General features: G+C 75.0%; 22 protein-coding genes. 15 read left to right on the forward strand and 7 right to left on the reverse strand.

Annotated elements, in window-relative coordinates; all coding sequences use genetic code 11:
- Positions 1-8: 8 nt before the first annotated feature.
- Positions 9-740 carry an MBL fold metallo-hydrolase gene (locus AB0N04_RS15030; protein ID WP_360219935.1) on the forward strand — a complete coding sequence of 244 codons (732 nt, stop codon included), beginning with the start codon at positions 9-11 and terminating at the stop codon, positions 738-740.
- Between the two features lie 94 nt (positions 741-834).
- The gene (locus AB0N04_RS15035; protein WP_360219932.1) at positions 835-1233 is read left to right on the forward strand and encodes a hypothetical protein; all 399 of its coding nucleotides are present in this window, start codon (positions 835-837) and stop codon (positions 1231-1233) included.
- Positions 1234-1257: 24 nt separating this feature from the next.
- Here AB0N04_RS15035 and AB0N04_RS15040 read toward each other — a convergent pair whose 3' ends face one another.
- Both AB0N04_RS15040 and AB0N04_RS15045 read right to left on the reverse strand, forming a co-directional pair.
- Positions 1258-3567: an FtsX-like permease family protein gene (locus AB0N04_RS15040; protein WP_360219929.1), complete on the reverse strand. Its 2310-nt coding sequence runs from the start codon at positions 3565-3567 to the stop codon at positions 1258-1260.
- Positions 3564-4289 carry an ABC transporter ATP-binding protein gene (locus AB0N04_RS15045; RefSeq protein ID WP_360219926.1) on the reverse strand — a complete coding sequence of 242 codons (726 nt, stop codon included), beginning with the start codon at positions 4287-4289 and terminating at the stop codon, positions 3564-3566. Before AB0N04_RS15045 ends, AB0N04_RS15040 begins: the two co-directional genes overlap by 4 nt.
- A 139-nt stretch (positions 4290-4428) precedes the next feature.
- On the opposite strand from AB0N04_RS15045, the gene AB0N04_RS15050 reads away from it, so the two are divergent.
- Both AB0N04_RS15050 and AB0N04_RS15055 read left to right on the forward strand, forming a co-directional pair.
- The gene (locus tag AB0N04_RS15050; RefSeq protein ID WP_360219923.1) at positions 4429-5283 is read left to right on the forward strand and encodes a histidine kinase; all 855 of its coding nucleotides are present in this window, start codon (positions 4429-4431) and stop codon (positions 5281-5283) included.
- 62 nt (positions 5284-5345) lie between these two features.
- Entirely contained in the window at positions 5346-6077 is a 732-nt protein-coding gene (locus AB0N04_RS15055; protein ID WP_360219920.1) for a response regulator transcription factor, read from the forward strand.
- Positions 6078-6098: 21 nt separating this feature from the next.
- Here the strand turns inward: AB0N04_RS15055 and AB0N04_RS15060 are convergent, their stop codons facing one another.
- Together AB0N04_RS15060 and AB0N04_RS15065 are read right to left on the reverse strand one after the other, a co-directional pair.
- Positions 6099-7223 carry an AI-2E family transporter gene (locus AB0N04_RS15060; protein WP_360219917.1) on the reverse strand — a complete coding sequence of 375 codons (1125 nt, stop codon included), beginning with the start codon at positions 7221-7223 and terminating at the stop codon, positions 6099-6101.
- Between the two features lie 622 nt (positions 7224-7845).
- A complete protein-coding gene (locus AB0N04_RS15065; RefSeq protein WP_360219914.1) occupies positions 7846-8019 on the reverse strand; it encodes a CsbD family protein in 174 nt (57 codons plus the stop codon).
- Positions 8020-8234: 215 nt separating this feature from the next.
- Between AB0N04_RS15065 and AB0N04_RS15070 the strand changes: the two genes are divergently transcribed.
- The 8 genes from AB0N04_RS15070 (at position 8235) to AB0N04_RS15105 (ending at position 19385) form a co-directional block, all read left to right on the forward strand.
- The gene (locus AB0N04_RS15070) at positions 8235-8657 is read left to right on the forward strand and encodes an STAS domain-containing protein (RefSeq protein WP_360219911.1); all 423 of its coding nucleotides are present in this window, start codon (positions 8235-8237) and stop codon (positions 8655-8657) included.
- A gap of 10 nt (positions 8658-8667) precedes the next feature.
- Positions 8668-9153: an ATP-binding protein gene (locus AB0N04_RS15075; RefSeq protein WP_360219908.1), complete on the forward strand. Its 486-nt coding sequence runs from the start codon at positions 8668-8670 to the stop codon at positions 9151-9153.
- A gap of 94 nt (positions 9154-9247) precedes the next feature.
- On the forward strand, positions 9248-9613 hold the full coding sequence (locus tag AB0N04_RS15080) for an STAS domain-containing protein (protein ID WP_360219905.1): 366 nt from the start codon (positions 9248-9250) through the stop codon (positions 9611-9613).
- A gap of 187 nt (positions 9614-9800) precedes the next feature.
- A complete protein-coding gene (locus tag AB0N04_RS15085; RefSeq protein WP_363364411.1) occupies positions 9801-13907 on the forward strand; it encodes a HAMP domain-containing protein in 4107 nt (1368 codons plus the stop codon).
- 80 nt (positions 13908-13987) lie between these two features.
- The gene (locus tag AB0N04_RS15090; protein WP_360223177.1) at positions 13988-16168 is read left to right on the forward strand and encodes a SpoIIE family protein phosphatase; all 2181 of its coding nucleotides are present in this window, start codon (positions 13988-13990) and stop codon (positions 16166-16168) included.
- Between the two features lie 102 nt (positions 16169-16270).
- Positions 16271-16633 carry a hypothetical protein gene (locus AB0N04_RS15095; RefSeq protein ID WP_360223180.1) on the forward strand — a complete coding sequence of 121 codons (363 nt, stop codon included), beginning with the start codon at positions 16271-16273 and terminating at the stop codon, positions 16631-16633.
- A gap of 145 nt (positions 16634-16778) precedes the next feature.
- Positions 16779-17573 carry a metal-dependent hydrolase gene (locus tag AB0N04_RS15100; protein ID WP_360223183.1) on the forward strand — a complete coding sequence of 265 codons (795 nt, stop codon included), beginning with the start codon at positions 16779-16781 and terminating at the stop codon, positions 17571-17573.
- A gap of 153 nt (positions 17574-17726) precedes the next feature.
- The gene (locus AB0N04_RS15105) at positions 17727-19385 is read left to right on the forward strand and encodes an alpha/beta hydrolase (RefSeq protein WP_363364415.1); all 1659 of its coding nucleotides are present in this window, start codon (positions 17727-17729) and stop codon (positions 19383-19385) included.
- Positions 19386-19442: 57 nt separating this feature from the next.
- On the opposite strand, the gene AB0N04_RS15110 is transcribed toward AB0N04_RS15105, so the two are convergent.
- A complete protein-coding gene (locus tag AB0N04_RS15110; RefSeq protein WP_363364418.1) occupies positions 19443-19913 on the reverse strand; it encodes a flavin reductase family protein in 471 nt (156 codons plus the stop codon).
- A 357-nt stretch (positions 19914-20270) separates the two neighbouring features.
- Here AB0N04_RS15110 and AB0N04_RS15115 point away from each other — a divergent pair, with 357 nt between their 5' ends.
- A complete protein-coding gene (locus tag AB0N04_RS15115) occupies positions 20271-20507 on the forward strand; it encodes a DUF6296 family protein (RefSeq protein ID WP_360222830.1) in 237 nt (78 codons plus the stop codon).
- A 22-nt stretch (positions 20508-20529) separates the two neighbouring features.
- Here AB0N04_RS15115 and AB0N04_RS15120 read toward each other — a convergent pair whose 3' ends face one another.
- Positions 20530-20754: a hypothetical protein gene (locus AB0N04_RS15120; RefSeq protein ID WP_360222833.1), complete on the reverse strand. Its 225-nt coding sequence runs from the start codon at positions 20752-20754 to the stop codon at positions 20530-20532.
- 268 nt (positions 20755-21022) lie between these two features.
- On the opposite strand from AB0N04_RS15120, the gene pip reads away from it, so the two are divergent.
- A complete protein-coding gene (gene pip, locus AB0N04_RS15125) occupies positions 21023-21967 on the forward strand; it encodes a prolyl aminopeptidase (RefSeq protein WP_360222859.1) in 945 nt (314 codons plus the stop codon).
- A 150-nt stretch (positions 21968-22117) separates the two neighbouring features.
- Here pip and AB0N04_RS15130 read toward each other — a convergent pair whose 3' ends face one another.
- Complete coding sequence (locus tag AB0N04_RS15130) at positions 22118-23176, reverse strand: hypothetical protein (protein WP_360222836.1); 1059 nt, start codon at positions 23174-23176, stop codon at positions 22118-22120.
- Between the two features lie 320 nt (positions 23177-23496).
- Between AB0N04_RS15130 and AB0N04_RS15135 the strand changes: the two genes are divergently transcribed.
- Positions 23497-24339: a hypothetical protein gene (locus AB0N04_RS15135; RefSeq protein ID WP_360222839.1), complete on the forward strand. Its 843-nt coding sequence runs from the start codon at positions 23497-23499 to the stop codon at positions 24337-24339.
- The last annotated feature ends 5 nt before the right edge of the window (positions 24340-24344 follow it).

Genomic DNA, 24344 nt, shown 5'->3' on the forward strand with positions numbered 1-24344 from the left:
ATCGGCCGGTGCGAGCACTGACTGTCCTGGGGACGTGCGGGGCGTGGCCCGAGGCCGGCCGGGCCGCCAGCGGCCTCCTGCTGGAGTACGACGGGTTCCGGCTGGTCCTCGACCTCGGCTACGCGACCTTCCCCCGGCTGCTGGAGTGCTGCCCCGACGGCCGGGTGGACGCCGTCGTCGTCACCCACGAGCACCCCGACCACTGCGCCGATCTCAGCGCGCTGTGCCGGGCCCGCTACTTCGCGCCGCAGCGCGGTCCACGGGTGCCGCTGTACTGCCCGCCCGGGGTCGTGGCACGCGTCCAGGCGATGGAGCCGACCGAGGACCTGCACGAGGTGTTCGACGTGCACCCCCTTCCGGCCGCCCACCGGGTGGGGCCGCTGCGGCTGGACGCCGAGCCGCTGCCGCACCACGTCCCGCACGCGGGCGTCCGGCTGACGGCTCCGGGCCTGACCCTCGCCTACAGCGGCGACGCCGGACCGGGCCCGGCGCTGGAGCGGCTGGCGGCCGGAGCGGACCTGTTCGTCGCCGGCGCGACCCTGCAGGGCGGGCCGGCCGCGGACCCGTACCTGATGAGCGCCGCGGACGCCGGGTCCTGGGCCGGGCGGTGCGGCGTCGACCGCCTGCTGCTCACCCACTTCTGGCCCGGGGCCGACCGGGCACGGTCGATCGCCGAGGCGCGTGAAGCCTTCCCGGGCGAGGTGACCGCGGCCGAGGAGGGCATGACCATCCCGCTGTGACGCCGGACCGGGCCGCGTGCCCGGTCCCGGCGCCGGGGGCCGGCCGGGGGACAATCGTTCCCAGTCCAGTCCACACGTCGACGGGTGACCTCAGATGACCGGAGCAGGCACCGAGCCCCCCGCCGCGGGCGGCGCCCCCGTCCCCAAGCTGCTCTGCGACACCAGGGCGCTCGCGGCGCTCGATCCGGCACCGGCGGGGGCGCTGTGGCGGCTGGCCGAGCCCGGTCGGCAGCTGGACGCCAACCTCGTCCACGTCCCGCCGGGCGGCCGCATCGACACCCACACCGAACCGGACCTCGACGTCCTCGTCCTGGTCGTCGCCGGTGACGCCACCCTGCACGTGGGCCCGGAGCGGCAGCCGCTCACCGAGGGCGGCCTGTTCTGGCTGCCGCACGGCTCCACCCGCAGCCTCACCGCGGGCGACCGGGGCGTCTCCTACCTCACGGTGCACCGCCGCCGCCCGGGCCTGCAGATCCGGCACCAGGACCGCTGACCCGGGCCGCGGTGCCCCGATCCGTCACTCGTTGTGCAGCACCTCGGCGATCGGCAGACGGGCCGCCGCGCGGGCCGGGACGAGCGCGCCGAGGACGGCGATCGCGACGCCCGCGAGGGCGAGACCGGCGAGCAGCGGAGTGCTCCACACGTCGATCATCCCCTCCGTGAAGTCGATGATCCGCACGTTCTCGACGATCAGCCGGTGCGCCGCCACCCCCACCGGGATGCCGATGACCCCGCTGAGCGCACCCTGCCAGGCCACCGAGGTGACCGTCATGGCGACGACCTGCCGGGGCGTCATCCCGATCGACTTCAGCATGCCGAGATCGCGGCGGCGCTCACGGACGGTCAGCAGCAGCGTGTTGAAGACGCCGAGCGCGGCGACCACCGACAGCAGGACGGTGAAGACTGTGGTGAACGTCCGGATCGCGACGGTCGCCCCGTCCTCGTGGGCCCTGACGACGGAGGGCGTGAGGCTCGGGTCGGCCGCCGTCACGGCCCTCCGGTAGGCCTCGGCGTCGGCGCCGTCGGCGAGCCGCACGTCGTACTCGACCGCGTGCGGGTCCGCGGTGAGCGCCGCCCGGACGGTGTCGTTGGAGGTGATCGCGTTCGGATTGCCCTCGAGCAGCTCCCCGACGATGGTGACGGTCAGCTGCCGCCCCTCCAGGTCCAGGGTGATCCGGTCGCCGAGTCGGAGCCCCCGCTGGTCGAGGAAGGCCGGCCCGACCTGGATCTCGGCCGGCCCGGTCGCCGGGTGCCCCTTGACCGTCCGGAGCCAGCGGGCATCGGCGATGGAGTCGCCGCCGTAGAAGTCGGCGAAGACGGGCCGGGTGTAGCCGACCAGGCCCAGCTGGACGAGCCCCCGGGTGACGACCCGTTCGGCGCCGGGGGCGGCACGCAGCATCGCCTCGGTCCGGGCCGGGTCCAGCCGCGGCTCGGTCGTGCTGCCGGTGAAGTGGGCGGTCTGCACATTGACGTGGATCCGGCCGTCGGGCGGGGCCAGGGACCGCGACAGGGTGCCGTTCACCCCGGTGGTCACCGTCACGGTGACCACGCCGAGCACGATCGCCGACATGGTCAGCGCGGTGCGGGCCGGCCGGGCGAAGGGCTGGCCGAGGCCCAGGCTGACGGCGCGCGGCAGCCGGGTGGAGCCCAGCCACCGCTGGACCTTCAGCCCGCGCCCGGTGCGCGGCGCGCTGCCGGCCGAGATCGCCTGCGCGGCGGAGAGCCGGTGGGCCCGTGAGGCCGGGACCAGTGCGGCCGCGGCGACCAGCAGCGGGACTCCGAGCAGGGTGGCGGCGGGAAGCCAGCCGGCCGGCTCGATCACGGCGGTGCCGGTCACGATCCCGCTGAAGGCCGCCTGCAGGAGCGGGGGCGACGCCGCCCAGCCGGCCGCGGTGCCGAGGACCGCCCCGGCGATCGCGGGCACCGAGACCATGGTCAGGTAGACGGTGACCACCTGCCGCGGGGTGAAGCCGATCGACTTCAGCACGCCGATGTGCCGGTAGCCGGAGACGACGGCGCCGCTGACCACGTTGCCGACGATCAGGGTGGCGACCACCAGGCCGAGCACCCCGAACACCGTCATCAGCGGAAGGTAGGCGTCGGCGCCCGCCGAGAAGGCCTGCTTGAGCGTCAGGTACGACTGCGTGCTGACCACCGCGCTCTCCGGCAGGCCCGCGGTGGCCGTGCCGAGGGAGGCCGTCACCCGCTCCTGGGTGCCCGCGTCGGTGAAGCGGTAGAGCATCTGCCGGCCGGTGGGGTGCAGGGCCGCCGCCTGTCCGGGGGTCACCCAGCCGCCGGCGGTCTGGCTCATGCTGGTGGCGAAGCCGACGACGGTGAGCCGCAGTCCGGTGGCGGTGGTGAGCGGCCGGCCGAGGAAGGCCACAGCGGCGCCGCCGAACGGCTCCTGGATCACCACCTCGCCGGGCGCGGTGGCCCAGCGGCCGGCGAGCAGCTCCACCCGGTCGACCGGGCCGCCCGGGTCGGGGCGGCCCACCAGGGTGAGCGGGCCGGGCGGGCGGCCGATCCAGTCGGTCGGGATCTCGACCACGGCCTGGTCGAACGGCCCGGCGGCGGCCTGGACGCCCGGCCGGTGGGCGGTGGCGGCCAGCTGCTCGGCGGAGGCCGCGGCCGGGTCGAAGGCCGCCACGAGGTGGGCTCCGTGCTGGGCGCCGAAGGCCTCGTCGAAGGGGGCCCGGGCGGCGCTGATCACCGCCAGGGCCAGCAGGAGGGTCGCGGTGGAGCAGAAGACGACCAGGCCGATCACCACGGTCTGCAGCCGGCGGCGCCTGACCGCCGCGCGGGACGCCCGCCACACGGCGCCGTTCACGACGAGGCCTCCAGCATCCGCTCGCACGCCACCCGGCCGTCCGCGACCTCGACCAGGCGGCTGGCGCAGCGGGTGGCCAGACCGGCGTCGTGGGTGACGATGAGCAGGGTCTGTCCGATCTGGTTGAGGTCGATCAGCAGGTCCATCACCTGTTCGCCGGAGCGGCTGTCGAGCGCGCCGGTCGGCTCGTCCGCGAGCAGCAGGGCCGGACGGTTCATCAGGGCCCGGGCCACCGCGACCCGCTGGCGCTCGCCTCCGCTGAGCGCGGCCGGGTAGACGTCCCGCCGGTGGGCGACGCCGAGTTCGTCCAGCAGTTCCAGGGCCCGGCGGCGCGCCTGGCGGGCGGGGGCCCCGGTCAGCTGCGCGGCCAGGGCGACGTTGTCGAGGGCGGGGAGGTCGTCGATGAGGTTGAAGAACTGGAAGATCATGCCGATGTGCCGGCGGCGGAACAGGGCCAGCCCGGTCTCGTTCAGCTGCCCGAGGTCTTGTCCCTGCACCCGGACCGTGCCGGCGGTGGGCCGGTCCACCCCGGCCACCATGTTCAGCAGGGTGGACTTGCCGCACCCGGAGGGGCCCATCACGGCCACCGCCTCGCCCGCCCGGATCCGCAGGTCGACGCCGTCGAGCGCCTTGGCGTCGCCGAACTCCTTGTGGACCCCGGACAGCTCGACGACGACCTGGGCGTCGTCCGGCCGGGAGGTCCCGTCGTGGTCATTGCTCATGGTGCACGACGGTAGGCACCGACACCCGGGTGCCACGTCCCACCCCGGGTGTAACCGCGGGCCGCCGTAGTACCGGAGATGTACGGGTGCGGCACCCCCGGATGATGTGGATCATGCTGTGACCTGCGAAGCTGACGTCGTGTGGGGAATCGGGTGGGAGTGGGCCGCCGTCGCGGTGGCCGGGGCGGCGTGCGCGTGCGCGGGTTGGCTGGCCGTCGCGCTCGGCCGGGCGCGCAGGTCGCACCGGGCGGCCATCGGCGAGCGCGGCTGGCTGCTGGAGCGGGAGCGCGAGAGCGCCGCCCGCACCGCGGTGGACGCCGAACGGGCGCGGATCGCCGCCGAACTGCACGACATCGTCAGCCACAACGTGAGCCTGATGGTGGTTCAGGCCGGGGCGGCCCGCGAGGTGGTGACGACCATGCCCGAGGAGGCCGCGGCGGCGATGGGCGCCGTCGAGGCCGCCGGGCGGGACGCCATGACCGAACTGCGGCACCTGCTCGGCCTGCTCGCCCCCGCCGCGGACGGCGGTGAGGAGCCGCACGGGGACGGCTTCGCGCCGCAGCCGAGCCTGAGCCGGCTCAGCCCGCTGATCGACCGGTTCGCCTTCGCCGGGCTGCCGGTGGAGGTGCGGATCTCCGGCGAGCCGCGGCCGCTGCCCGGCGGCATCGACGTGACGGCGTACCGGATCGTCCAGGAGGCGCTGACCAACGCGCTCAAGCACGGGGACGGGGTGACGGCGGAGGTGACGGTGCGGTACGCGGACCACTACCTGCGCGTCGAGGTGCTCAACAGCGGGCCGAGCGTGCTCGCCGGCGGACCGGCCGCGTCCTCCGGCGCACCCGCCGCGGTGCCGGCGAAGCGGCCCGACGGGGCCGGGCGCGGGCTGCTCGGCCTGCGCGAACGGGTCGCGGTGTACGGCGGGGACCTGGACGCCCGGCGCCGGCTCGGCGGCGGCTTCCGGGTCCGCGCCCGGATCCCGCTGGACCGGCCGTGACGGCGGGCACCGAGGTCGGCGGAGGGCCGGGAGAGGCGGGGGAACAGGACCGGGGGAGAGACGTGAGGGAGCAGGCCCGGCGGGCGGACGCGCGGGAGCACGGTCCGGACCGGGACCGCCGCCCCCGGGTGGTGATCGCCGACGACCAGGAGCTGGTCCGCACCGGCTTCCGGATGATCCTCACCGCGCGCGGCATCGACGTGGTCGCGGAGGCCGGGGACGGCGCGGAGGCGGTGGCCGCCGCCGTCCTGCACCGGCCCGACGTCGCCCTGCTCGACATCCGGATGCCCGGCACGGACGGCCTGGAGGCCGCCCGCCGCATCCTCGCCGAGGTGCCCGGTTGCCGGGTGATCATGCTGACCACCTTCGACCTCGACCACTACGTCTACGCCGCCCTCTCCGCCGGGGCCAGCGGCTTCCTGCTCAAGGACGTCACCTCCGCGCACCTCGCCGCCGCCGTCCGGCTGGTGGACACCGGGGACGCCCTGCTCGCCCCCTCGATCACCCGGCGGCTGGTCGAGCGGTTCGCGGCCGGTGCGCCGCGCCCGGCCCCCGGCGCGGACGGCCCGCCGCTGCACCGCGACCTCGCCCCGCTCACCCCGCGCGAGGCGGAGGTGCTCGCCCTGCTCGGGCGAGGGCTGTCCAACACCGAGCTGGCCCGCGAACTGACCCTCAGCGAGTCGACGGTGAAGACCCACGTGGCCCGGATCTTCGCCAAGCTGAACCTGCGCGACCGGGCCCAGGCCGTGGTCCTCGCGTACGAGACCGGGCTCGTCGCGCCGGGGGCGGGGTGAACCGGGCCGGCGCTCCCGGGCTCACCGCTGGCGACGGCGGGGCCGCCCGTCCGCTGGTGGGGCCCGGGGTGGTGCGGGCGGACCGCCGTCGCGCAGCTCGCTGATCACGGCCCAGGCCACCGAGACCACGGGCACCGCCACGACCGCGCCCAGCACCCCGGCCAGGACGGCGCCGCCGGTGACGGACAGGGCCACCGCCACGGGGTGGATCCGGACCGACCAGCCCAGTACCAGGGGGTGCAGCAGGTGGCCCTCGATCTGGCCGATCACCACGATCAGCCCGAGCACCAGCAGGGCGACCACCGGCCCGCGCACGGCCAGGGCGACCAGCGAGGCGATGGCGAGCGCGATCGGCGATCCGATCAGGGGGACGAGCGCGGCGACGAACTCCAGCACCGTCAACGGCAGCACCAGCGGGACGCCGAGCACCGACAGGGCGATGCCGACGAGCACGGCGTTGGTCGACGCGACGATCAGCACGCCCCGGGTGTACCCGGCGAAGGTCTGCCAGCCGACCCGCCCCGCCCGGCTCCACACCGACCGGGCCCCGGCGGGTAGTTGGCGCTCCGCCCAGCCCCACATCCGGTCGCCGGAGTGCAGGAAGAACACCGAGCAGAACAGGCCGAGGGCGGCCGTGGTGACCAGTTCGACGACCCGGCCGGCACTGCTGATCGCGGTGCTGATCAGCGTGGACCGGTGCTCGGAGAGGAACTCGCCGAGCTTGGACCGGAAGTCGGTGACGGTGCCCGGACGGACGTGGAACGGCGCACCGCTCAAGGAGTGGTCGAGCCGGGCCAGGCCACCGTGCAGCTCCTCGCCCAGCCGGCTCCACTCGCCCGCCACCGTGGTGCCGACCAGCGTGAGCACCCCCAGGACCAGCGCGATCGCGGTGAGGAAGGACACCAGCACGGCGAGCGCGCGCGGCATCCGCCGGGCCAGCAGGTCGACCAGCGGCCGCAGCACGGAGGTGATCACCAGCGCCAGGAACAGGGCGACGACCGGGAGTTGGAGCTCGCCCAGGACCTGCACCACGAGGTAGCCGGTGATGCCGAACAGGAGCAGCCGCCAGGTGTAGGCGGCCGCCGTCCGCAGCCCGGGCGGGACGGTGGCGTGGGGCGGGGCCGGCCGTGGCCGGGGCGCGGGCACGCGGGGCCGCCGCCCGGCAGCCGGCCGGGGCGGTCGGTGGCCGGTGTCGCGCACGGGCCGCCTCCCAGGGGTCGTGGTCTCGGTCGTGTGGCGGGGCCGCCCGGTCGGGCGGCCGTGCCCCCGGCGGCCCACCGCCGGGAGCCCCGGGGGGAGGAGGGCGCCGTGGGCACGGGCCGGCACCGCATCGACGGTCCGACCGTGCTGCCGCTCCCGCCCCCGCCGCTCCCGGGCGGCCGGCCCGCCGGTGCGGCGGGCGGCCCCCAGGTCTACCGCCCGGCGCGCGGCCGCGTCCCGGAGGCGACGCCGCCGCGCGCCGGATCACCGTGCCGGACCACCCGTTCGCCGGAGTGCGCCGGACGGTGCTGTGATCATCTGTCCGGAGGCCCCGGGCGGCCGGACCGGCCGTGCGGTCGCGGCTCCTCCACCGGGTCGGTCACCTCGTACTCAGGGCCGTCCTCCGGCCCCTTGCGCTTCTCCTGCTCGGGTGGAAGCCTGCCACCCTCCCCGGTCATCCGGGACTCGGGCGTCTCCGCCCGCACCGGTGGGTCCTGCGAGCTGTCGTCCACGTCTCTCGCCTCCTCGGGCCGCGCAGGCCGCCGCGGGGCGGCCGCCCGGCGCCTGGTCAGTGCCGGCCGGCGTCCTTGATCTTCTCGGCGGCCTGCTTGAGGTCGCTCTTCGCCTGCTCGGCGCGGCCCTTCGCCTCGATCGAGCGGTCCCCGGTGGCCCGCCCGGTGACCTCCTTGACCTTGCCCTTGGCCTTGTCGGCGGCATTGCGCAGCTTGTCGTCGGTACCCACGACGGGGCTCCTCTCGTCTCGCGGTCAGGGCGGTGCCCGCCCTGGGCCGCGTGTGCCCGGACTCCGGTGTTCCATGCACGGCTGTTCCATGCACGGCGCACCCCTCGGCGCGGGCGCCGGACGGGTGGACGCCGTCCGTCCGCGCATCCCGGGGCCGTGCGCGGCATGATGGTCGGGACGGCACACCGCCGCCGCAACCCGACCAGGAGCCCGCCATGCCACGGTCAGCCGAACCGCCCGGTGCGGGCGCGGAGGAGCAGGGCCCCGGTGGGCTGCGGGTCACGGCGCGGCGGGAGGGCCCGGTCCGGGTGGTCTCCGTCGAGGGCGAGCTGGACCGCGACACGGCGGACACCCTGCGCGCGGCGCTCGCCGGGCCCGGGGAGGAGGACGAGCGGCGGATCGTCGTCGACCTCGCCGGTCTGCGGTTCTGCGACTCGACCGGGCTGAACCTGCTGCTCCGCGCGCGTCAGGACACCGGGGCGGACGGGGTGCGCCTGGAGCTGGCCGGTGCGCGCGGGGTGGTGGCCAGGCTGTTCGAGATCACCGGGGCCGACACCGTCCTGCGCATCCACCCGGACCTCGACGCCGCGCTGGGCACGGCCGGCCCGGCGTCCGAGTCCGTCGCCGACCCGACGTGAGGAGGCCGGTGTGACACGTGCCGCGGACGGGCTCCCGCACGACCCCGGACGGACGCCGGGTGCCGAGCGGATCAGGCGGCTTGTCCTGGACGGGGCCGACGGGGCGGTGGCGCGCTGCCGCGAGTTCAGCCTCTCGGCCCTGGTCACGTGGCACTGGCTGTCGGCGCTCGACGACGAGCGGCAGGCCGTGACGGAGGACGTCCTGCTGATGGTCTCGGAACTGGTCACCAACGCGTGCCTGCACGCCGGGGGGCCGCGGGAGCTGCGGCTGCGCTGGGACGGCGAGCGGCTGCGGGTGGAGGTCGTCGACGCCAGCCCGGTGCCGCCGAGGCTGCAGCCGCTCATCGACCCGGGCCGGCCCGGCGGCCACGGGCTGCGGGTGGTGGACCGCCTGGCCCGGTCCTGGGGATCGCTGCCCGAGGGCGGGGGGAAGGCGGTCTGGCTGGAGGTGCCGTCGCCGCTGGGCCGCCCGGCCGACGGGGCCCACCGGGCCTGAGACCCCCGCGGCGTTTCCGGTTCCCCGCAGCGGATACCCGTGGGGCGGGGAGCCGTCGCCGTGGACGGCCCGGGAAAGGAAGGGAGCCGCCGCCATGACGCGCCGACCCAGGGCCGCGCAGCCCGTACCGGAGACGCTCGGGTTCACCGCGGTCGCCCGCCCGTGGGAACGCGGCACCGTCCTCACCCTCGTGGGCGAGCTCGACCTCGACACGGCCGGCGCCCTGACCGTGGCCCTGGACGCCGTCCTGGCCGTCCCCGGCACCGTGGTCGTGCTCGACTGCGCGGGCCTGGAGTTCTGCGACTCCAGCGGTCTCAACGTGATGCTCCGCGCCCACAAGCGGGCGGTGGCCGGGGGTGGCCGGGTCGAGCTCGCCCGCCCCCGTCCGATGGTGCTCAGGATGCTCGAACTGACCGGTGCCACCCACGCGCTCCCGGTCCGCGACTCCGTGCCGGAGTGAGCGGCCCGCCGCCACGGCCCGGGCCCGCACCACGGTCCGGACCAGGGGGGGAGGCACCCCGCCCGCCCGCCCGCCCGCCCGCCGCCCGCCGGTGGCAGAGTGGGAGCAGGGCGGCGCCCGCCGCCCCCACGAGCCGCAGCCCGCCCGTCGGCGCTGGGGCCGTGCGTCCGTGCGGGACGGTGACAGGATGGACGAGCAGCCGGCACCCGGTGCGCGGCCCGCCGACCCGGCCGGACAGGCCCTGCGGCAGCTGCTGGCCGGGCTGACCGCCGTGCGCGACGGCGACTTCGGGACGAGGCTCACGCCCGACCAGCCCGGGGTGCTGGGGGAGATCGCCACGGTCTTCAACGGCATGGCGGACCAGCTGTCCCGGTTGACCTCGGAGGTGACCAGGGTGGCCCGGGAGGTCGGCACCGACGGGCGCCTCGGCGGCCAGGCGCAGGTGCCGGGCGCGGCCGGCACCTGGGCGGACCTCACCGACTCGGTCAACGCGATGGCCGGCAACCTCACCTGGCAGGTCCGCAACATCGCCCAGGTGACCACGGCGGTCGCCGAGGGCGACCTGACCCAGAAGATCGAGGTCGACGCCCGGGGCGAGATCCTGGAGCTGAAGAACACCGTCAACACGATGGTCGACCAGCTGTCCTCGTTCTCCGGCGAGGTGACCAGGGTGGCGCGGGAGGTGGGCACCGAGGGCATCCTCGGCGGCCAGGCCGACGTCAAGGGCGTCTCGGGGACGTGGCGCGACCTGACCGACTCGGTGAACTTCATGGCCGGCAACCTGACCGGCCAGGTCCGGGCGATCGCCCAGGTCGCCACCGCCGTCGCCGAGGGGGACCTGACCCAGAAGATCACCGTGACGGCCCGGGGCGAGATCCTGGAGCTGAAGACCACCATCAACACCATGGTCGACCAGCTGTCCTCCTTCGCCGGTGAGGTGACCAGGGTGGCCCGGGAGGTCGGCACGGAGGGCCGGCTCGGCGGCCAGGCCGACGTCCGGGACGTCTCCGGCACCTGGCGCGACCTCACCGAGTCCGTGAACGTGATGGCCGACAACCTCACCGCCCAGGTGCGCGCGATCGCCGAGGTGACCACCGCCGTCGCCGAGGGCGACCTGAGCCAGAAGATCCGGGTGGACGCCCGGGGCGAGATCCTCGAGCTGAAGGAGACCATCAACACGATGGTCGACCAGCTGTCCGCGTTCGCCGACGAGGTGACCAGGGTCGCCCGCGAGGTGGGCACGGCCGGCAACCTCGGCGGCCAGGCCACCGTCCGGGGCGTCTCCGGCACCTGGAAGGACCTCACCGACAACGTCAACGTGATGGCGTCCAACCTCACCGGCCAGGTCAGGTCGATGTCCGACGTGGCGACGGCCGTCGCGCGCGGAGACCTCTCCCGGAAGATCACCGTGGAGTCCCAGGGCGAGGTCGCCGCCCTGGCGGACGCGATCAACACCATGGTGGACACGCTGTCGGTGTTCGCCGACGAGGTGACCAGGGTCGCCCGCGAGGTCGGCACCGAGGGCATCCTCGGCGGCCAGGCCCGCGTTCCCAACGTCGCGGGGACGTGGAAGGACCTCACCGACAACGTCAACTTCATGGCGCACAACCTGACCAGCCAGGTCCGCAACATCGCCCAGGTCACCACCGCGGTCGCCAACGGCGACCTCACCCGCAAGATCGACGTCGACGCTCGCGGCGAGATCCTGGAACTCAAGACCACCATGAACACCATGGTCGACCAGCTGTCCGCCTTCGCTGCCGAGGTCACCCGGGTGGCCCGGGAGGTCGGCACCGAGGGCCGGCTCGGCGGGCAGGCCGAGGTCGAGGGGGTATCCGGCACCTGGAAGCGGCTCACCGAGAACGTCAACGAGCTGGCCGGCAACCTCACCCGACAGGTCCGCGCGATCGCCGAGGTCACCAGCGCCGTCGCCGCCGGCGACCTCACCCGATCGATCACCGTGGACGCCTCCGGCGAGGTCGCCGACCTCAAGGACAACATCAACGCCATGGTCGGCTCCCTGCGCGAGACCACCCTGGCCAACCAGGAACAGGACTGGTTGAAGACCAACCTCGCCCGCTTCGCGGCCGCCCTCCAGGGGCGCCGGGACGTCCGCTCCGTGGCCGAGATGATCACCGACGAACTCACTCCGCTGGTGGGCGCCCAGTACGGGGCCTTCTTCCTCGCCGAGGAGGGCGCGGACGGCCCCGAACTCGCCCTGATCAGCGCCTACGGCCGGTCGGCGGAAGGACTGCCCGACGAGCGGTTGCGGCTCGGCGAGACCCTGGTCGGCCAGGCCGCCCGCACCCGGCGCACCGTGGCCGTGGACGACCTGCCACCCGGCTACGCGACCATCTCCTCCGGTGCCGGGTCGGCCGACGTCCGGGCCGTCCTGATCCTGCCGATCGCCCTGGAGGAGTGGCTGCTCGGCGTGCTGGAGTTCGCCTCCGTCCACCCGTTCACCGAAGTCCACCGGGACTTCCTGGAGCAGTTCGCCGAGGCGTGCGGCGTCAACATCGGCACCCTGCTCGCCAACGCCCGCACCGACGAACTGCTCGGTGAGTCCCAGCGGCTCACCGCCGAACTGCAGGCCCGCTCGGAGGAGTTGCAGGAGGGGCAGGAGGAGCTGCGGCGCTCCAACGCGGAACTGGAGGAGAAGGCGGCGCTGCTCGCGGAACGCAACCGCGACATCGAGGCCAAGAACCTGGAGATCGAACAGGCCCGGCAGGAACTCGAGGAGCGCGCCCGCCAGTTGAGCCTCACCTCGATGTACAAGTCGGAGTTCCTGGCCAACATGAGCCACGAGCTGCGCACCCCGCTGAACAGCCTGCTCATCCTCGCCCAGCTGCTCGCCCAGAACGCCGCCGGCAACCTCACCCCCAAGCAGGTGGAGTACGCGGGTGTCATCCACTCGGCCGGCGCCGACCTGCTCCAGCTCATCAACGACATCCTCGACCTGTCCAAGGTCGAGGCCGGCAAGATGGAGCTGAGCCCCGAACCCTTCGCCGTGCACGAGCTGCTTGACTACGTGGAGTCCACCTTCCGGCCGCTCGCCGACCAGAAGGGCCTCGGCTTCGAGGTCACCGTCGACGAGGCCGTGCCGGAACGACTCGTCACCGACCAGGCCCGGCTGCGCCAGGTGTTGCGCAACCTGCTCTCCAACGCCGTCAAGTTCACCGACACCGGCCGGGTCGAGCTGAGGCTCGAACCCGTCCGCGCCCCCGACCTCCCGGCCGAGCTCGGCCACCTGGCCGCGGCCGTCGCCTTCCACGTCGAGGACACCGGCATCGGCATCGCCCCGGGCCACCTGGACGCCATCTTCGGTGCCTTCCAGCAGGCCGACGGCACCACCAGCCGGCGCTACGGGGGCACCGGCCTGGGCCTGTCCATCAGCCGGGAGCTGGCCCGGCTGCTCGGCGGCACCATCGTCGTCCGGTCCAGAGCCGGAGAGGGCAGCCGCTTCACCCTCTACCTCGCGACCGGGGAGCCGGCCGAACCCCACGCCGACCGGCGGCACGTCCTCGTCGTCGAACCCGAACCGCCCGGTCTGCTCACCATGGTCGCCCGGGCCGCCGTCCGGTCCGCGGGGCCCTCGGCGGGGCCGGTCGAGGTCCGCGCCGCAGGGGACGAGGCCGCCCTGCGCTCCGCCCTGGTCCAGGGCCACTACCGCTGCGCCGTCCTCGACCTCGACCACTTCGGGGACCTCGCTCCGGTACTGCTTCCGGCCCTGGACGGCGACACCCCGGTGCTCGGCCACCAGGGTGACGCCGCGGCCCGCTCCGGCACGGCGACCGCCGGCGGCCTCGAACTCCCCGGTGGCCTGGACGCGTTGCGCGGGCGGCTGGTCGAGCTGATCGGCGGCGCCCCGCAATCCGTCGAGGCCGCAGTGCCCGCGCCCGAGCCATCGCGAGGGCCCCTGACGGGCCGGACCGTCCTGATCGTCGACGACGACGTGCGCAACGTGTTCGCGCTCACCGCCGCCCTCGAACAGCGCGGCCTGGACGTCCTGCACGCCGCCGACGGCGGCGGCGCGCTCGACCTGCTGCACGCCCACCCCGACACCGCCCTGGTCCTGATGGACGTGATGATGCCCGGCATGGACGGCTACGCCGCGATCGGTGCCATCCGGGCCGACGACCGCTTCGCCCGGCTGCCGGTCATCGTCGTCACCGCCAAGGCGATGCCGGGCGACCGGGACCGCAGCCTCGCCGCCGGCGCGGACGACCACGTCACCAAGCCCGTGGACATCGGCATCCTCCTCGACCGGATGCGGCACGTGCTGGACCTGCCGTGAGCCCGGGACCGGACCCAGAGGACGGCACCGCCCGGGCGCTTGCCGGGACTGTCCGCCGACTTCAGCGCACCGTCGAGCGGATGCGGGCGGAGGACCGCTCTCGGGCGGTCGTCGACCTGGCGACCGGCATCCTGTCCGAACGGCTCGGCCTGTCGCTCGGCGAGGCGGCCGCCCATCTCGGCCGCCTCGCCCGGGAATCCGGCGTCCCCGTCGCGGCGCTGGCCGCCGACGTCGCGGGCCTGCCCGCGCCGGAGTACCCGGGCGAGGCCGACGGCGAGCCCGTGGCCGCTCCGGGCCCGGCCGCGTTCGCAGGCGGGGAGCGTTCCGAGCTGCAGCACGCCGTCGAAGCCGTCCTCGACCAGACCGGCGGGCCGCTCGGCGTGCGCGCCGTGGCCGTCTGGCAGTGCCTCGCCGACGGTGCCCTCGCCCTCGCCGCCCAGGCCGGACTGCCCACCGCGGAGGCGGCCGCCTGGGCCCGCGTCCCACCGGGCGTCCCCACCCCGGCGCAGCGGGCCGTCGGCTTGGGGCGGGACCTGTGGCCCGGCACCCCGGAGACGGCGGGCCCCTCAGTCGGTCCCGGATCCGTCCGGGCCGTCCTTCCGCTGCTGGAGCGGGGCCGCCGCCGGGGAGCCCTGGAAGTGCTCTGGCCGCCCCCGGCGCCCGGCCTCGGCAGTGCCGAGCGCCGCCAGTTGCGGGCCCTGGCCGACCTGTGCGCCACCCTCCTCGAGGGCCCCGCGGAGCCGCCCGCCGACGACGACCTGGGCGCGGTGCCGGACGGCCTGCTCACCCCCGCCCTGCTGCTGGCACCGGTCCTGCGGGGCGGCCGGGTCGCGGACTTCGCGATCCTGCGCGTCAACGACCTCTTCCACGATCCGCTCGGCCGCCCGCGTGCGGAGGTGGAGGGCTCCTCCTTGCTGGAGGCCTACCCCGTCGCCGCCGCCACCGGACTCTTCGCGCACCTGCTGCGCTGCCACGAGAGCGGCGCCGCGCAGCCCGCGGCGCTGCTGGAGCTGGAGTTCCAGCGCGGCGCGAACCCCCTGCCGAGCACCGTCCGGCTCGCCGTGGCCCCGCTCGGGGACCGGCTGCTGCTCAGCTGGCAGCCGGGCCCGGCGCGGGCCGGTGCGCCGCAGCAGGCCGACCTGCTGCGCCAGGCCCAACGGCTGGCCCGGGTAGCCGGGTTCGAGGAACCGGCCGGTACGGGCCGGATCGGCTGGAGCGAGGGCCTGCACGAGCTGTTCGGGCTGCCGCCGGAAGCGGCGCCGGTACCGCTCGCCCACCTCGGCCGGCACGCCCACCCCGACGACGAACCGGCCATCCGCCGGCTGGTGGACACCGTCCGGCACCGCCACCGCAGCGCCTCCGCCGTCTTCCGGCTGGTCCGTCCCGACGGCGCGCAGCGCTACACCAGGGTCATCGCCGAGCCCGTGCTGGACGCGGACGGCCGCCTCGCCGCCGTCCGCGGCGCCTACCACGACGTGTCCGCGCAGCACTGGACGGAGGTCGCGCTCGGCGCGACCCGGGAGCGGCTCGCCGACTCCGAGCAGGAGTCCGCCGAGCGCGCCGAACTGGCCCTGCGGCTCCAGCAGGCCATCCTGCCGACCGTCCCGCCGGCGCTGGGCCCGGGCGGCCTGCGGGCGGCCGTGCGCTACCGCCCGGCCGCCAAGAAGGACCGGGTCGGTGGCGACTGGTACGACGTCATGCCGCTGCCCGACGGACGGGTGCTGCTCGCGGTCGGGGACGTCGCCGGCCACGGCGTGGGGGCGGCCACCGGCATGGTCGCCCTGCGGCACGCGCTGCGCGCCCTGGCCGTCACCGGGGCCGGGCCGGGCCGGATGCTGGAGTGGGCCAACACCGTCGCGCTGGGCGAGCCCGGGCAGGTCACCGCGACCGCCGTCTGCGTCCTGCTCGACCCGGCGGGCGGTGGCCTGCACTGGGCCCGGGCAGGGCACCTGCCCCCGATCCGGCTGGGCGCCGCGGGCGCCGAGGTCCTGCCGCTGCCGCACGGCGTGCTGCTCGGGGCCCTGGAGGACGCGGCCTACGAGGAGCACACCGCCCGGCTCGACCCGGGGGACGTCCTGCTGCTCTACACCGACGGCCTGGTCGAGCGCCGGGACCGGCCGGTCGAGGAGTCCGTCGACCAACTGATCCGGGCGGCCGGAGCGCCCGGGCCGGACCTGGAGGGCTTCCTCGACCGGTTGCTGGAGCTCAGCCCTTCCGACACCGACGACGACACCTGCCTGGTCGCCGTCCGGAGGGACTGAGACCGGCCGGACGCGCCGGCCCCCGGACCGGACGGGGCGTCGGTGCAGGGCGTCCGAGCTGGCCGTATGCTGTCCGCCACCACTGAAGAGGGGGAGGACACCATGGGTTGGCTGTGGGCGGTGATCCCGGCCGTCATGATCGGCGGCGGCTGGGTCGTCGAGAACGTGCGGGGTGCGCTGAAGACGCGTCACGAGCGCACGATGGAAAGGCTGCAGGCGGAGGACAAGCGCAGGCTCGCGCTGGAGGCCGCGCACCGGCCGCCGGAGCCGGTCTGCGGCTGTACGCACCACCTGGCCAAGCACGACAAGCAGGGGCGGTGCCACGAGGTCGTCGAGGCGCCGACCGCCTGGGACGCCGAGCGGCGTCCGCTGCAGTTCGAGGCGCGCGACTGCAACTGCCAGCAGTACGTGGGGCCGGAGCCGCTGGGCACGGTGTTCGCGCCGGAGATCGTCGCTCCCGAGTGAGGCCGCCCCCGGGAGGGGCGAGCCCTGGTCCCGGCCCCGCCGGGGGCGGGACCAGGCGGCGGTACGAATGATGATCTTGTGCGGATATGCTGGGAAACCGTCAGGTCCTCGTCGGGGGCGTGGATACGAGGGCGGGAGCCAGATCATGATGGGACCGGCGCATTCACTGTCAGGGGCGGCGGCGTGGCTCGGAGCCGGGGCGGTCGCCGCGGGGCTGGGAGAGCCGATGCCCTGGCCGGTGCTGCTGGTCGGTGCGCTGATCTGCGCGGGCGCCGCGCTCGCGCCGGACCTCGACCACAAGGCCGCCACGATATCCCGGGCCTTCGGTCCGGTCTCGCGCTCGCTGTGCGAGGTGATCGACAAGCTCTCGTACGCGGCCTACAAGGCCACCCGCAAGAAGGGTGATCCGCGCCGCTCGGGCGGGCACCGCACGCTGACCCACACCTGGCTGTGGGCGGCGCTCTGCGGGGCCGGCGCGTCCGCGGTGGCCGTGTTCGGCGGCCGGTGGGGCGTGCTCGCGGTGCTCTTCGTGCACATGGTGCTGGCGATCGAGGGGCTGCTCTGGCGCCACGCCAGGGTCTCCAGCGACGTGCTGGTCTGGCTGCTCGGCGCGACCAGCGCCTGGATGCTCGCCGACGTGCTCGACGAGCCCGGCAACGGTGCCGGGTGGCTGTTCGACCAGCCCGGGCAGCAGTACCTGTGGATCGGTCTGCCGGTCGCGCTCGGCGCCCTGGTGCACTGCCTGGGTGACGCGCTGACCGTCTCGGGCTGCCCGGTGTTCTGGCCCATCCCGATCGGGCGCAAGCGCTGGTACCCGGTCGGCCCGCCCAAGGGCATGCGGTTCCGGGCCGGCAGCTGGGTCGAGATCAAGGTCCTCACCCCGGTCTTCATGGGCGCCGGCGGGGTCTGCGCCCTGGGTGCGCTCGGCTTCTTCGGCTGAGCTGGCGGACGGGGCCCGCCCGCGCGCCCGCCGGACGCGCCCCGTCCGAGGGGGCGTCAGTGCGGCGGGCTCCCGACCGACCTCCGGTCAAAGCTCGGTAAAGTCCGGTCAGCCCCCTAGCTGTACCATTGCACATATCACATCATGCTTCCCATGAGAAAAGCCATCGCCCTGCTCGCGGCAGCCGCGGCCGTCGCCGCCTTCGGCGGAGTGTCCGCCTCCGCCGCCGAACCCGGTACCGCCGAACTCGTCGACAGCGGGCAGGGGAAGCTCGCCTGGAGCTCCTGCAACGACGCCACCACGCCCGCACTGCAGTGCGCGATGCTCGACGTGCCGGTGGACTACGCCGACCCGCACGGCCGGAAGATCAGGATCAAGCTCAACCGGCTGCCGGCCACCGCGCCCAAGGAGAAGCAGCAGGGCCCGATCCTGCTCAACCCCGGCGGCCCCGGGGACTCCGGACTCTGGATGCCGGCCTACATCTCCGGGAAGGTCCCGCAGGACGTCGCCTCGACCTACGACTGGATCGGCTTCGACCCGCGCGGCACCAACGGCAGCGACCCCCACGTGGTCTGCGACGCCCACTACTTCGACGGCGAGCGGCCCGACTACCAGGCGAGCCAGGGCACGGCGAAGGCCTGGCTGAAGAGGGCCGCCGGCTACGCGGCCGACTGCGCCGCCGACTGGTCCTGGCTGCTGCCGCACATGACCACCGTGGACAACGCGCGCGACATGGACAGCATCCGGCGGGCCCTCGGCGTGCCGAAGATCAACTTCTACGGCGGATCCTGGGGCACCTCGCTCGGCTCCACCTACGGCCAGCTCTTCCCCTCGCACGTGCGACGCATGGTGCTCGACAGCATCGTCGGCCCGACCATCACCTGGTACGACCACAACATCCTGCAGGACAAGGAACACCAGCGCCGGTTCGAGGCCTTCGCGGCCTGGACCGCCAAGGCCGACTCCGTCTACCACCTGGGCACCGACGCCGCCGCCGTCGAGAAGGCCTACGCCCAGGTCGAGGCCGCGCTGCGCACCGACCCGGTCGACGCCGCCCCGGCCCCGGGGAAGATCGGCCCGGCCGAGTTCGAGGACACCTTCTACGGCGGCGGCTACAACTTCCTGCGCTGGCCGAGGATGGCCACCGTCCTCTCCGCCTACGTCACCCAGCACGACACCCGGCCGCTGAACATCGCCTACAACCGCTACGCGGCCCCCGGCGCCGACGACGGCACCTTCCCCGCCTACAACGCCGCCCAGTGCACCGAGAACGCGTGGCCGCGGGACTGGGAGGTCTGGAAGAAGGACCAGGCCCAGGTCGACGCCGTCGCGCCCTTCTACACCTATAACAACATGTGGTACAACGCTGCCTGCATGTTCTGGCCCCACCAGGGCAACCCGGCCGGCCGCACGAAGATCACCGGCAAGGGCCTGCCCCCGGTCCTGCTGTTCCAGGCCACCGAGGACGCCGCCACCCCGTACGAGGGCGGCCTCGCCATGCACGACGCGCTGCCCGGCTCCAAGCTGGTCGTCCAGACCGGGGGCAGCTTCCACGAGATCCTCTTCCACGACAACCCGTGCCTGGACGACACCTTCACCGCCTACCTGCGCGACGGCAGCCTGCCCGAGGGCAAGGGGCGGATCGCCAGGACCTGTGCCCCCGAAGCCGACCCGGCCCCGGTCTACGTGACCCCGCCGCCGGCCACCACCAGCAAGACCGCCACCGCCGCCGCCGGCGGGGACGCCGCGACCGGCGGAGCCGCCCCGCTCGCGCCCACCGACCCGGAGGCCGTCCGCGGCGTGCTGCGCTGACCCGCCGCCCGCGCGGCCGCCGCCCCCCTCCCCGGGGCACGCGGCCGCGCGGCCGGCTCAGGCGGGCTGACCCGGCTCGACGTCCGCGACGTCGCGGTAGCACAGCAGCGGCGCGGCCCCGGGCGGCACGTGGACGGCGACGGGGGCGAGCAGCAGCCCGGTGTGGTCGCCCCACTCGGCCAGATCCAGGACCCGGCCGACGAACCAGGCCGGCGCCGCGGCGAGGATCGGCGCGCCGAACGGGCCGTGGTACCACTCGACCAGCGGGAACTTGCCCGTGCCGCTCAGACCGCCGAACACCTCGGCCAGCCGGTGGTCGCGGGGCAGCAGGTGGACGGCGAGGGCGTCCGCCCGCAGCGCCGCCTCGTGGGTGTGGTTCGCCCGCGAGATCCACACCACGAACCGCGAGGGCCGGATCGAGCACTGGCCGGCGAAACCGACCAGGCAGCCGGCCGGCTCGCGCCCGGCGGCCGTCACCACGTAGACCGGGTAGTCCAGCAGGGCCGCGAAGGCGTCGAAGTCGCTCATGCGCCCGCCACCTCCTCGGCCTCCGCCGGTTCCACGGCGCCTCCCCGGCCGACGCTCCGTCGCCCGTGGGCCGCCTCCGGGCGTCGGGCCGAGGACTTCGCGGGATCGGTCATCGGGTGTGCCTCCTCGTCGCCAGTCGGGTCGCGACGCCTCGCGTCTGCCCGCTGCCCGCGTGGCCACACCCGGGCCCGGAGCGGCACCTGCGGTGAGCGACCGGCTGTCGGGTCACCTGCCCCGGGCGTGTCGGACCGGCCGGACGGAGCGGTCGCGGGCCGCCCTGCACCATTCGTGTACATCCGGCCCGGTGGGGAGGACAATCGGCAGCACAGGGCGGGAAGACGAACGAGGAGGCCGATCATGCGGAGCCTCACGCACCGCTACGCGGTGACCCTGCCCGGTCCGGTCGGCGGGCACGCCCCGCCCACCGTCGTCGTGGTGCACTCCACCGGCGTGGTGGGGCCCGGTGGGCGTCCGGTCTGGGAGAACGCGGACGGTGACCTACGGGTGGAGATCGCCGGCGAGGTGGCCACCGTCCTCGCCGCGCCCACCGGCACCGGCCGGCACAGCTGCCTCCTGGCGGTGCCGCTGCGCTGAGTGCCCGCCGCGGGTGCCGGCGTCAGTGGGCGTCGGCCGCCATCGCCTCGCGGACGGTGACCAGGCACGGGTCGCAGTAGCGGTCCGGCGTCAGGGGCTCGGCGCTGTCCGCCGGAGGTGCCACGCGCTGGGCGGGTTCCAGGAACCGGCCGCACAGCGAGGTCGTCGCGTCGTCCTTCGTGACGACGTGCCACACCACGGTCGGGGGGAAGATCGCCGGGTCGTGCTCGGCCCACATCTCGTACACGGCTGCCTCCGGGATTCGCTGGGGCTCGTCACCCCATGCAACCCCCGCTGCGGCGGCTCGGCCACCGGGCGGCGCCCGGTGGGATGGCACGGCGGGCGGGCCCGTCGTCCCCACCGCCCGGAGCCCGTGGGGAAATCCGCCCGCGCGCCGATCGGACGGTCGGTAGATTGCTGCGGTCGTCCGCCCGGGCTCCGGGCGGACGTCCGCCCGGCCTCGCCACCGCCGGGCCCGTCGACCCAGCGAAGGAGCGCACGTGACCCAGCCGCGGATGGTGCCCGAGCCCTACGACGAGGGCATGCTCGACGTCGGCGACGGCAACCAGGTCTACTGGCAGGTCCGCGGGACCCCCGGCGGTAAGCCCGCCGTCGTGGTGCACGGCGGCCCCGGCGGGGGCTTCCACCGCGGTGGCTACGGGCGGTTCGACCGGGCCGGCTACCGGCTGGTGCTGTTCGACCAGCGCGGCTGCGGCCGCAGCACCCCGAACGCCGCCGACCCGGCCACCGACATGCGGCACAACACCACCCACCACCTGATCGCCGACATGGAACGGCTCCGGGAGCACCTGGGCATCGAGCGCTGGCTGCTGTACGGCTACTCCTGGGGCTCCGCCCTCAGCCTGGCCTACGCCCAGCAGTACCCCGAGCGGGTGTCCGAGATCATCCTGGCGGCCGTCTTCGGCGGTCGGCGCAGCGACATCGACTGGCTGTACCGGGGAGCCGGGCGGTTCTACCCCGAGGCCTGGGAGCGGTTCCTCGCCGGGGTGCCGGGCACCCCGCGCGACGGCGACCTGCTCGGCGCCTACGCCCGGCGCCTGGAGGACCCGGACCCGGAGGTGCGGGAGCGGGCGGCCCTGGACTGGTCCGCCTGGGAGGACGCACTGCTCTCCCACGAACTGCCCGGGCGGCGCGGCCCGTTCACCGGTCTGCCGCGGGCCGAGCGGATGGCCCTCGTGCGGACCTGCGCGCACTACTTCTCCCACGGCCTGTTCCTGGAGGACGACGCGCTGGTGCGCGGCGCCCACCGGCTGGCCGGCATCCCCGGCGTGCTGGTGCACGGCCGGATGGACATGAACGGACCGCTCCAGGCCGTCTGGGAGCTGGTCAGGGCCTGGCCGGACGCCGAACTGCTGGTCGCCGAGGACGCCGGGCACCTCGACAGCGAGACCAAGGTCCGTCACGTCTTCGAGGCCATCGAACGCTTCGCGGCCCGCTGACGGTCGGTCGACGGCCCGCTGACGGCCTCTTGACGGCCTGCCCGGTCCGGCCCGCTCCGGGCGCGGCTCCCGGTCGCGGCGGAGGGGCCGCCCCCGCACGCGGGTGGCGTGCGGGGGCGGCCCCTCCGGTGCGGGCCGTCCGACGGGTGCTCAGGCCTGGCAGCGGCCGGTGGCCCAGTCGACGGTGGCGGTGGCCTGGGAGTAGCGCCACTCGGGGGTCAGCAGGTCGCGGTCGAGCTGCGCGGCCGCCGTGCCGTCCTCGACGACGTAGCCGAAGTCCTGCAGCCAGGCCGGGTAGAGGTTCTTGGAGCCGATGTAGAAGGCGGATCCGTCGACCGCCACCAGCTTGTGGTGCAGCGCGTACGGGTGGCCGTCGGCCCAGGTGGCGGAGGGGGCGGCGCGGAAGGTGGCGAGCTGGAGGTTGCTGCAGAGCGCGGCGCCGGCCTTGGTCCGGTCCCCGGTGAGGGCGGTCAGCCGGGCCTTGAGGACGTCGCTGATCTCGTTGAGGGACTTGATCTGCGAGTAGCCGCCGCTGCCGACGGTGCCGCGGTTCGCGGGGTCGCTCACCACGATGCGGACCTTGACCCCGGCGGCGAGCTTGGCGGCCAGCGTCTCGTAGAGCCGGGAGTCGTAGCGGGGGAGCGGCGGGCAGGTGCCGTTCATGTCCTGCTGGGAGATCTCGATGTGGCTGGTGGCCCCGGCCACGAGGGCGCGAAGCGCGTTCTCCTCGGGGTTGACCGTCTCGTAGTCGCGGTCGGCGTTGGTGTTGTCGTGCAGGGTGAGCGGGCTGCACTTGGCGTCGGACGCGCCGGTGACCGGGCCCGGGCGGTAGTCGGAGGAGGGGTCGGCGGCGCGGATGCCGACGCCGAGGCCGCCGACGGCGAGGACGGGGACGTTGCCGGTGGCGGGTGCGTCCGGGTTGAGCTCCCGCTCCATCGACGGCCGGCAGGCGGCGCCGTCGGTGGAGGCGAACCAGGCGTTGTCGAGGACGCCGGTGCGTCCGCAGGTCCACTGCCAGAGGGTGTCCAGGTAGCGGGCCGCGGAGCCGGCGGCGGGGCCGGTGAGGGCGAGGTCGACGTCCGAGACGGGGTGCGCGGTGTCGAGGTAGTCGTCCTTCCAGCCGTTGATGCCGCCGGCGATCACGCTGCGGCCGTCGACGACCAGGAGCTTGGAGTGGTTCCAGGAGAAGGCGGTGCGCGAGGTGGTCATCGAGGCGACGGTGAGGGTCACCGACCGGGCCGCCGGGCCGAGCTTGGCGACCAGTTCAGACGGCCGGACCGGCGGGACCAGGGGAGGTGCACGTGTGGTTCCTTGCAGGAGGTGACGGGTGTTCACCCGTGGGACGACCTGAGATTATCCAGAAGTAACCTGATCCTTAAATCTGAGCATGACAATGAGTCACCAGGCCGGAATCACACCCGCCGCCCGGCCCCCGCCGTCGGACCCCCGCCCTTCGGCCCCCGCCGACCGCCGGGGTCCGACGGCGCGTCAGCCACCCCCGCCGCCGCCCCGCACCGTAGCGTCGGCCCATGCTCATCGGACTGCTGTCCGCCCTCCTGGCCGCACTGCTCACCGGCACGGCCACCGTGCTGCAGGCGGTCGGCGCCCGCAGGGCGGCCACCTCCCCGCAGACGGGCGAGACCGCCGCCCTCGCCGGTGCGCTCCGGCAGTGGCCCTTCCTGGTCGGGGTCGGGATGGACATGCTCGGCTTCGCCGCCGAACTCGTCGCCCTGGGGCGGCTGCCGCTCTACGTCGTCGAGGCCGCGCTGGCCTCGGCGCTCGCGGTGACCGCCGTCGGCGCCTCCCGGGTGCTGGGCGTACGCCTGCGGCGCAGCGAGTGGCTGGGCGTGGCCGCCGTCTGCGCCGGGCTCTGCGTGCTCGCGCTCACCGCGGGGCGGGACGGCCAGGGCAAGGGCGACGAGGCGCTGCGGCTGGGCGTGCTGCTCGTCGCGGTCCTGCTGCTCGGGGCCGGCCGGCTGGTGGTCCGCTTCGGCGGAGCCCGCCGCACCCCGCTGCTCGGCCTGGTCGCGGGCCTGCAGTTCGGGGTGGTCGGCGTCGCCGCACGGGTGCTGCCCGACCCGAGGCTCCCGGACCTGCTGACCGAGCCCTCGGCGTACGCCATCGCGGTCGCCGGCCTCGGCGGCTTCGCCGCGCTGACCTGGGCGATGCAGCACGGCTCGGTGACGGCGGCGACGGCCGCGATGGTGCTCGGCGAGACGCTGGGCCCCGCCGCGGTCGGGGTGCTCGTGCTGGGCGACCACACCCGGCACGACCTGGCCCCGTTGGCCGTCCTCGGCTTCGCGGCCGCGGTGATCGGCGCGCTGACCCTGGCCCGCTTCGGCGATGCCGAACAGCCCGCCGCCGCGGGCTGACCGGG

The organism is Kitasatospora sp. NPDC051702, from assembly GCF_040681575.1.
In the GTDB taxonomy this organism is placed as follows: domain Bacteria; phylum Actinomycetota; class Actinomycetes; order Streptomycetales; family Streptomycetaceae; genus Kitasatospora.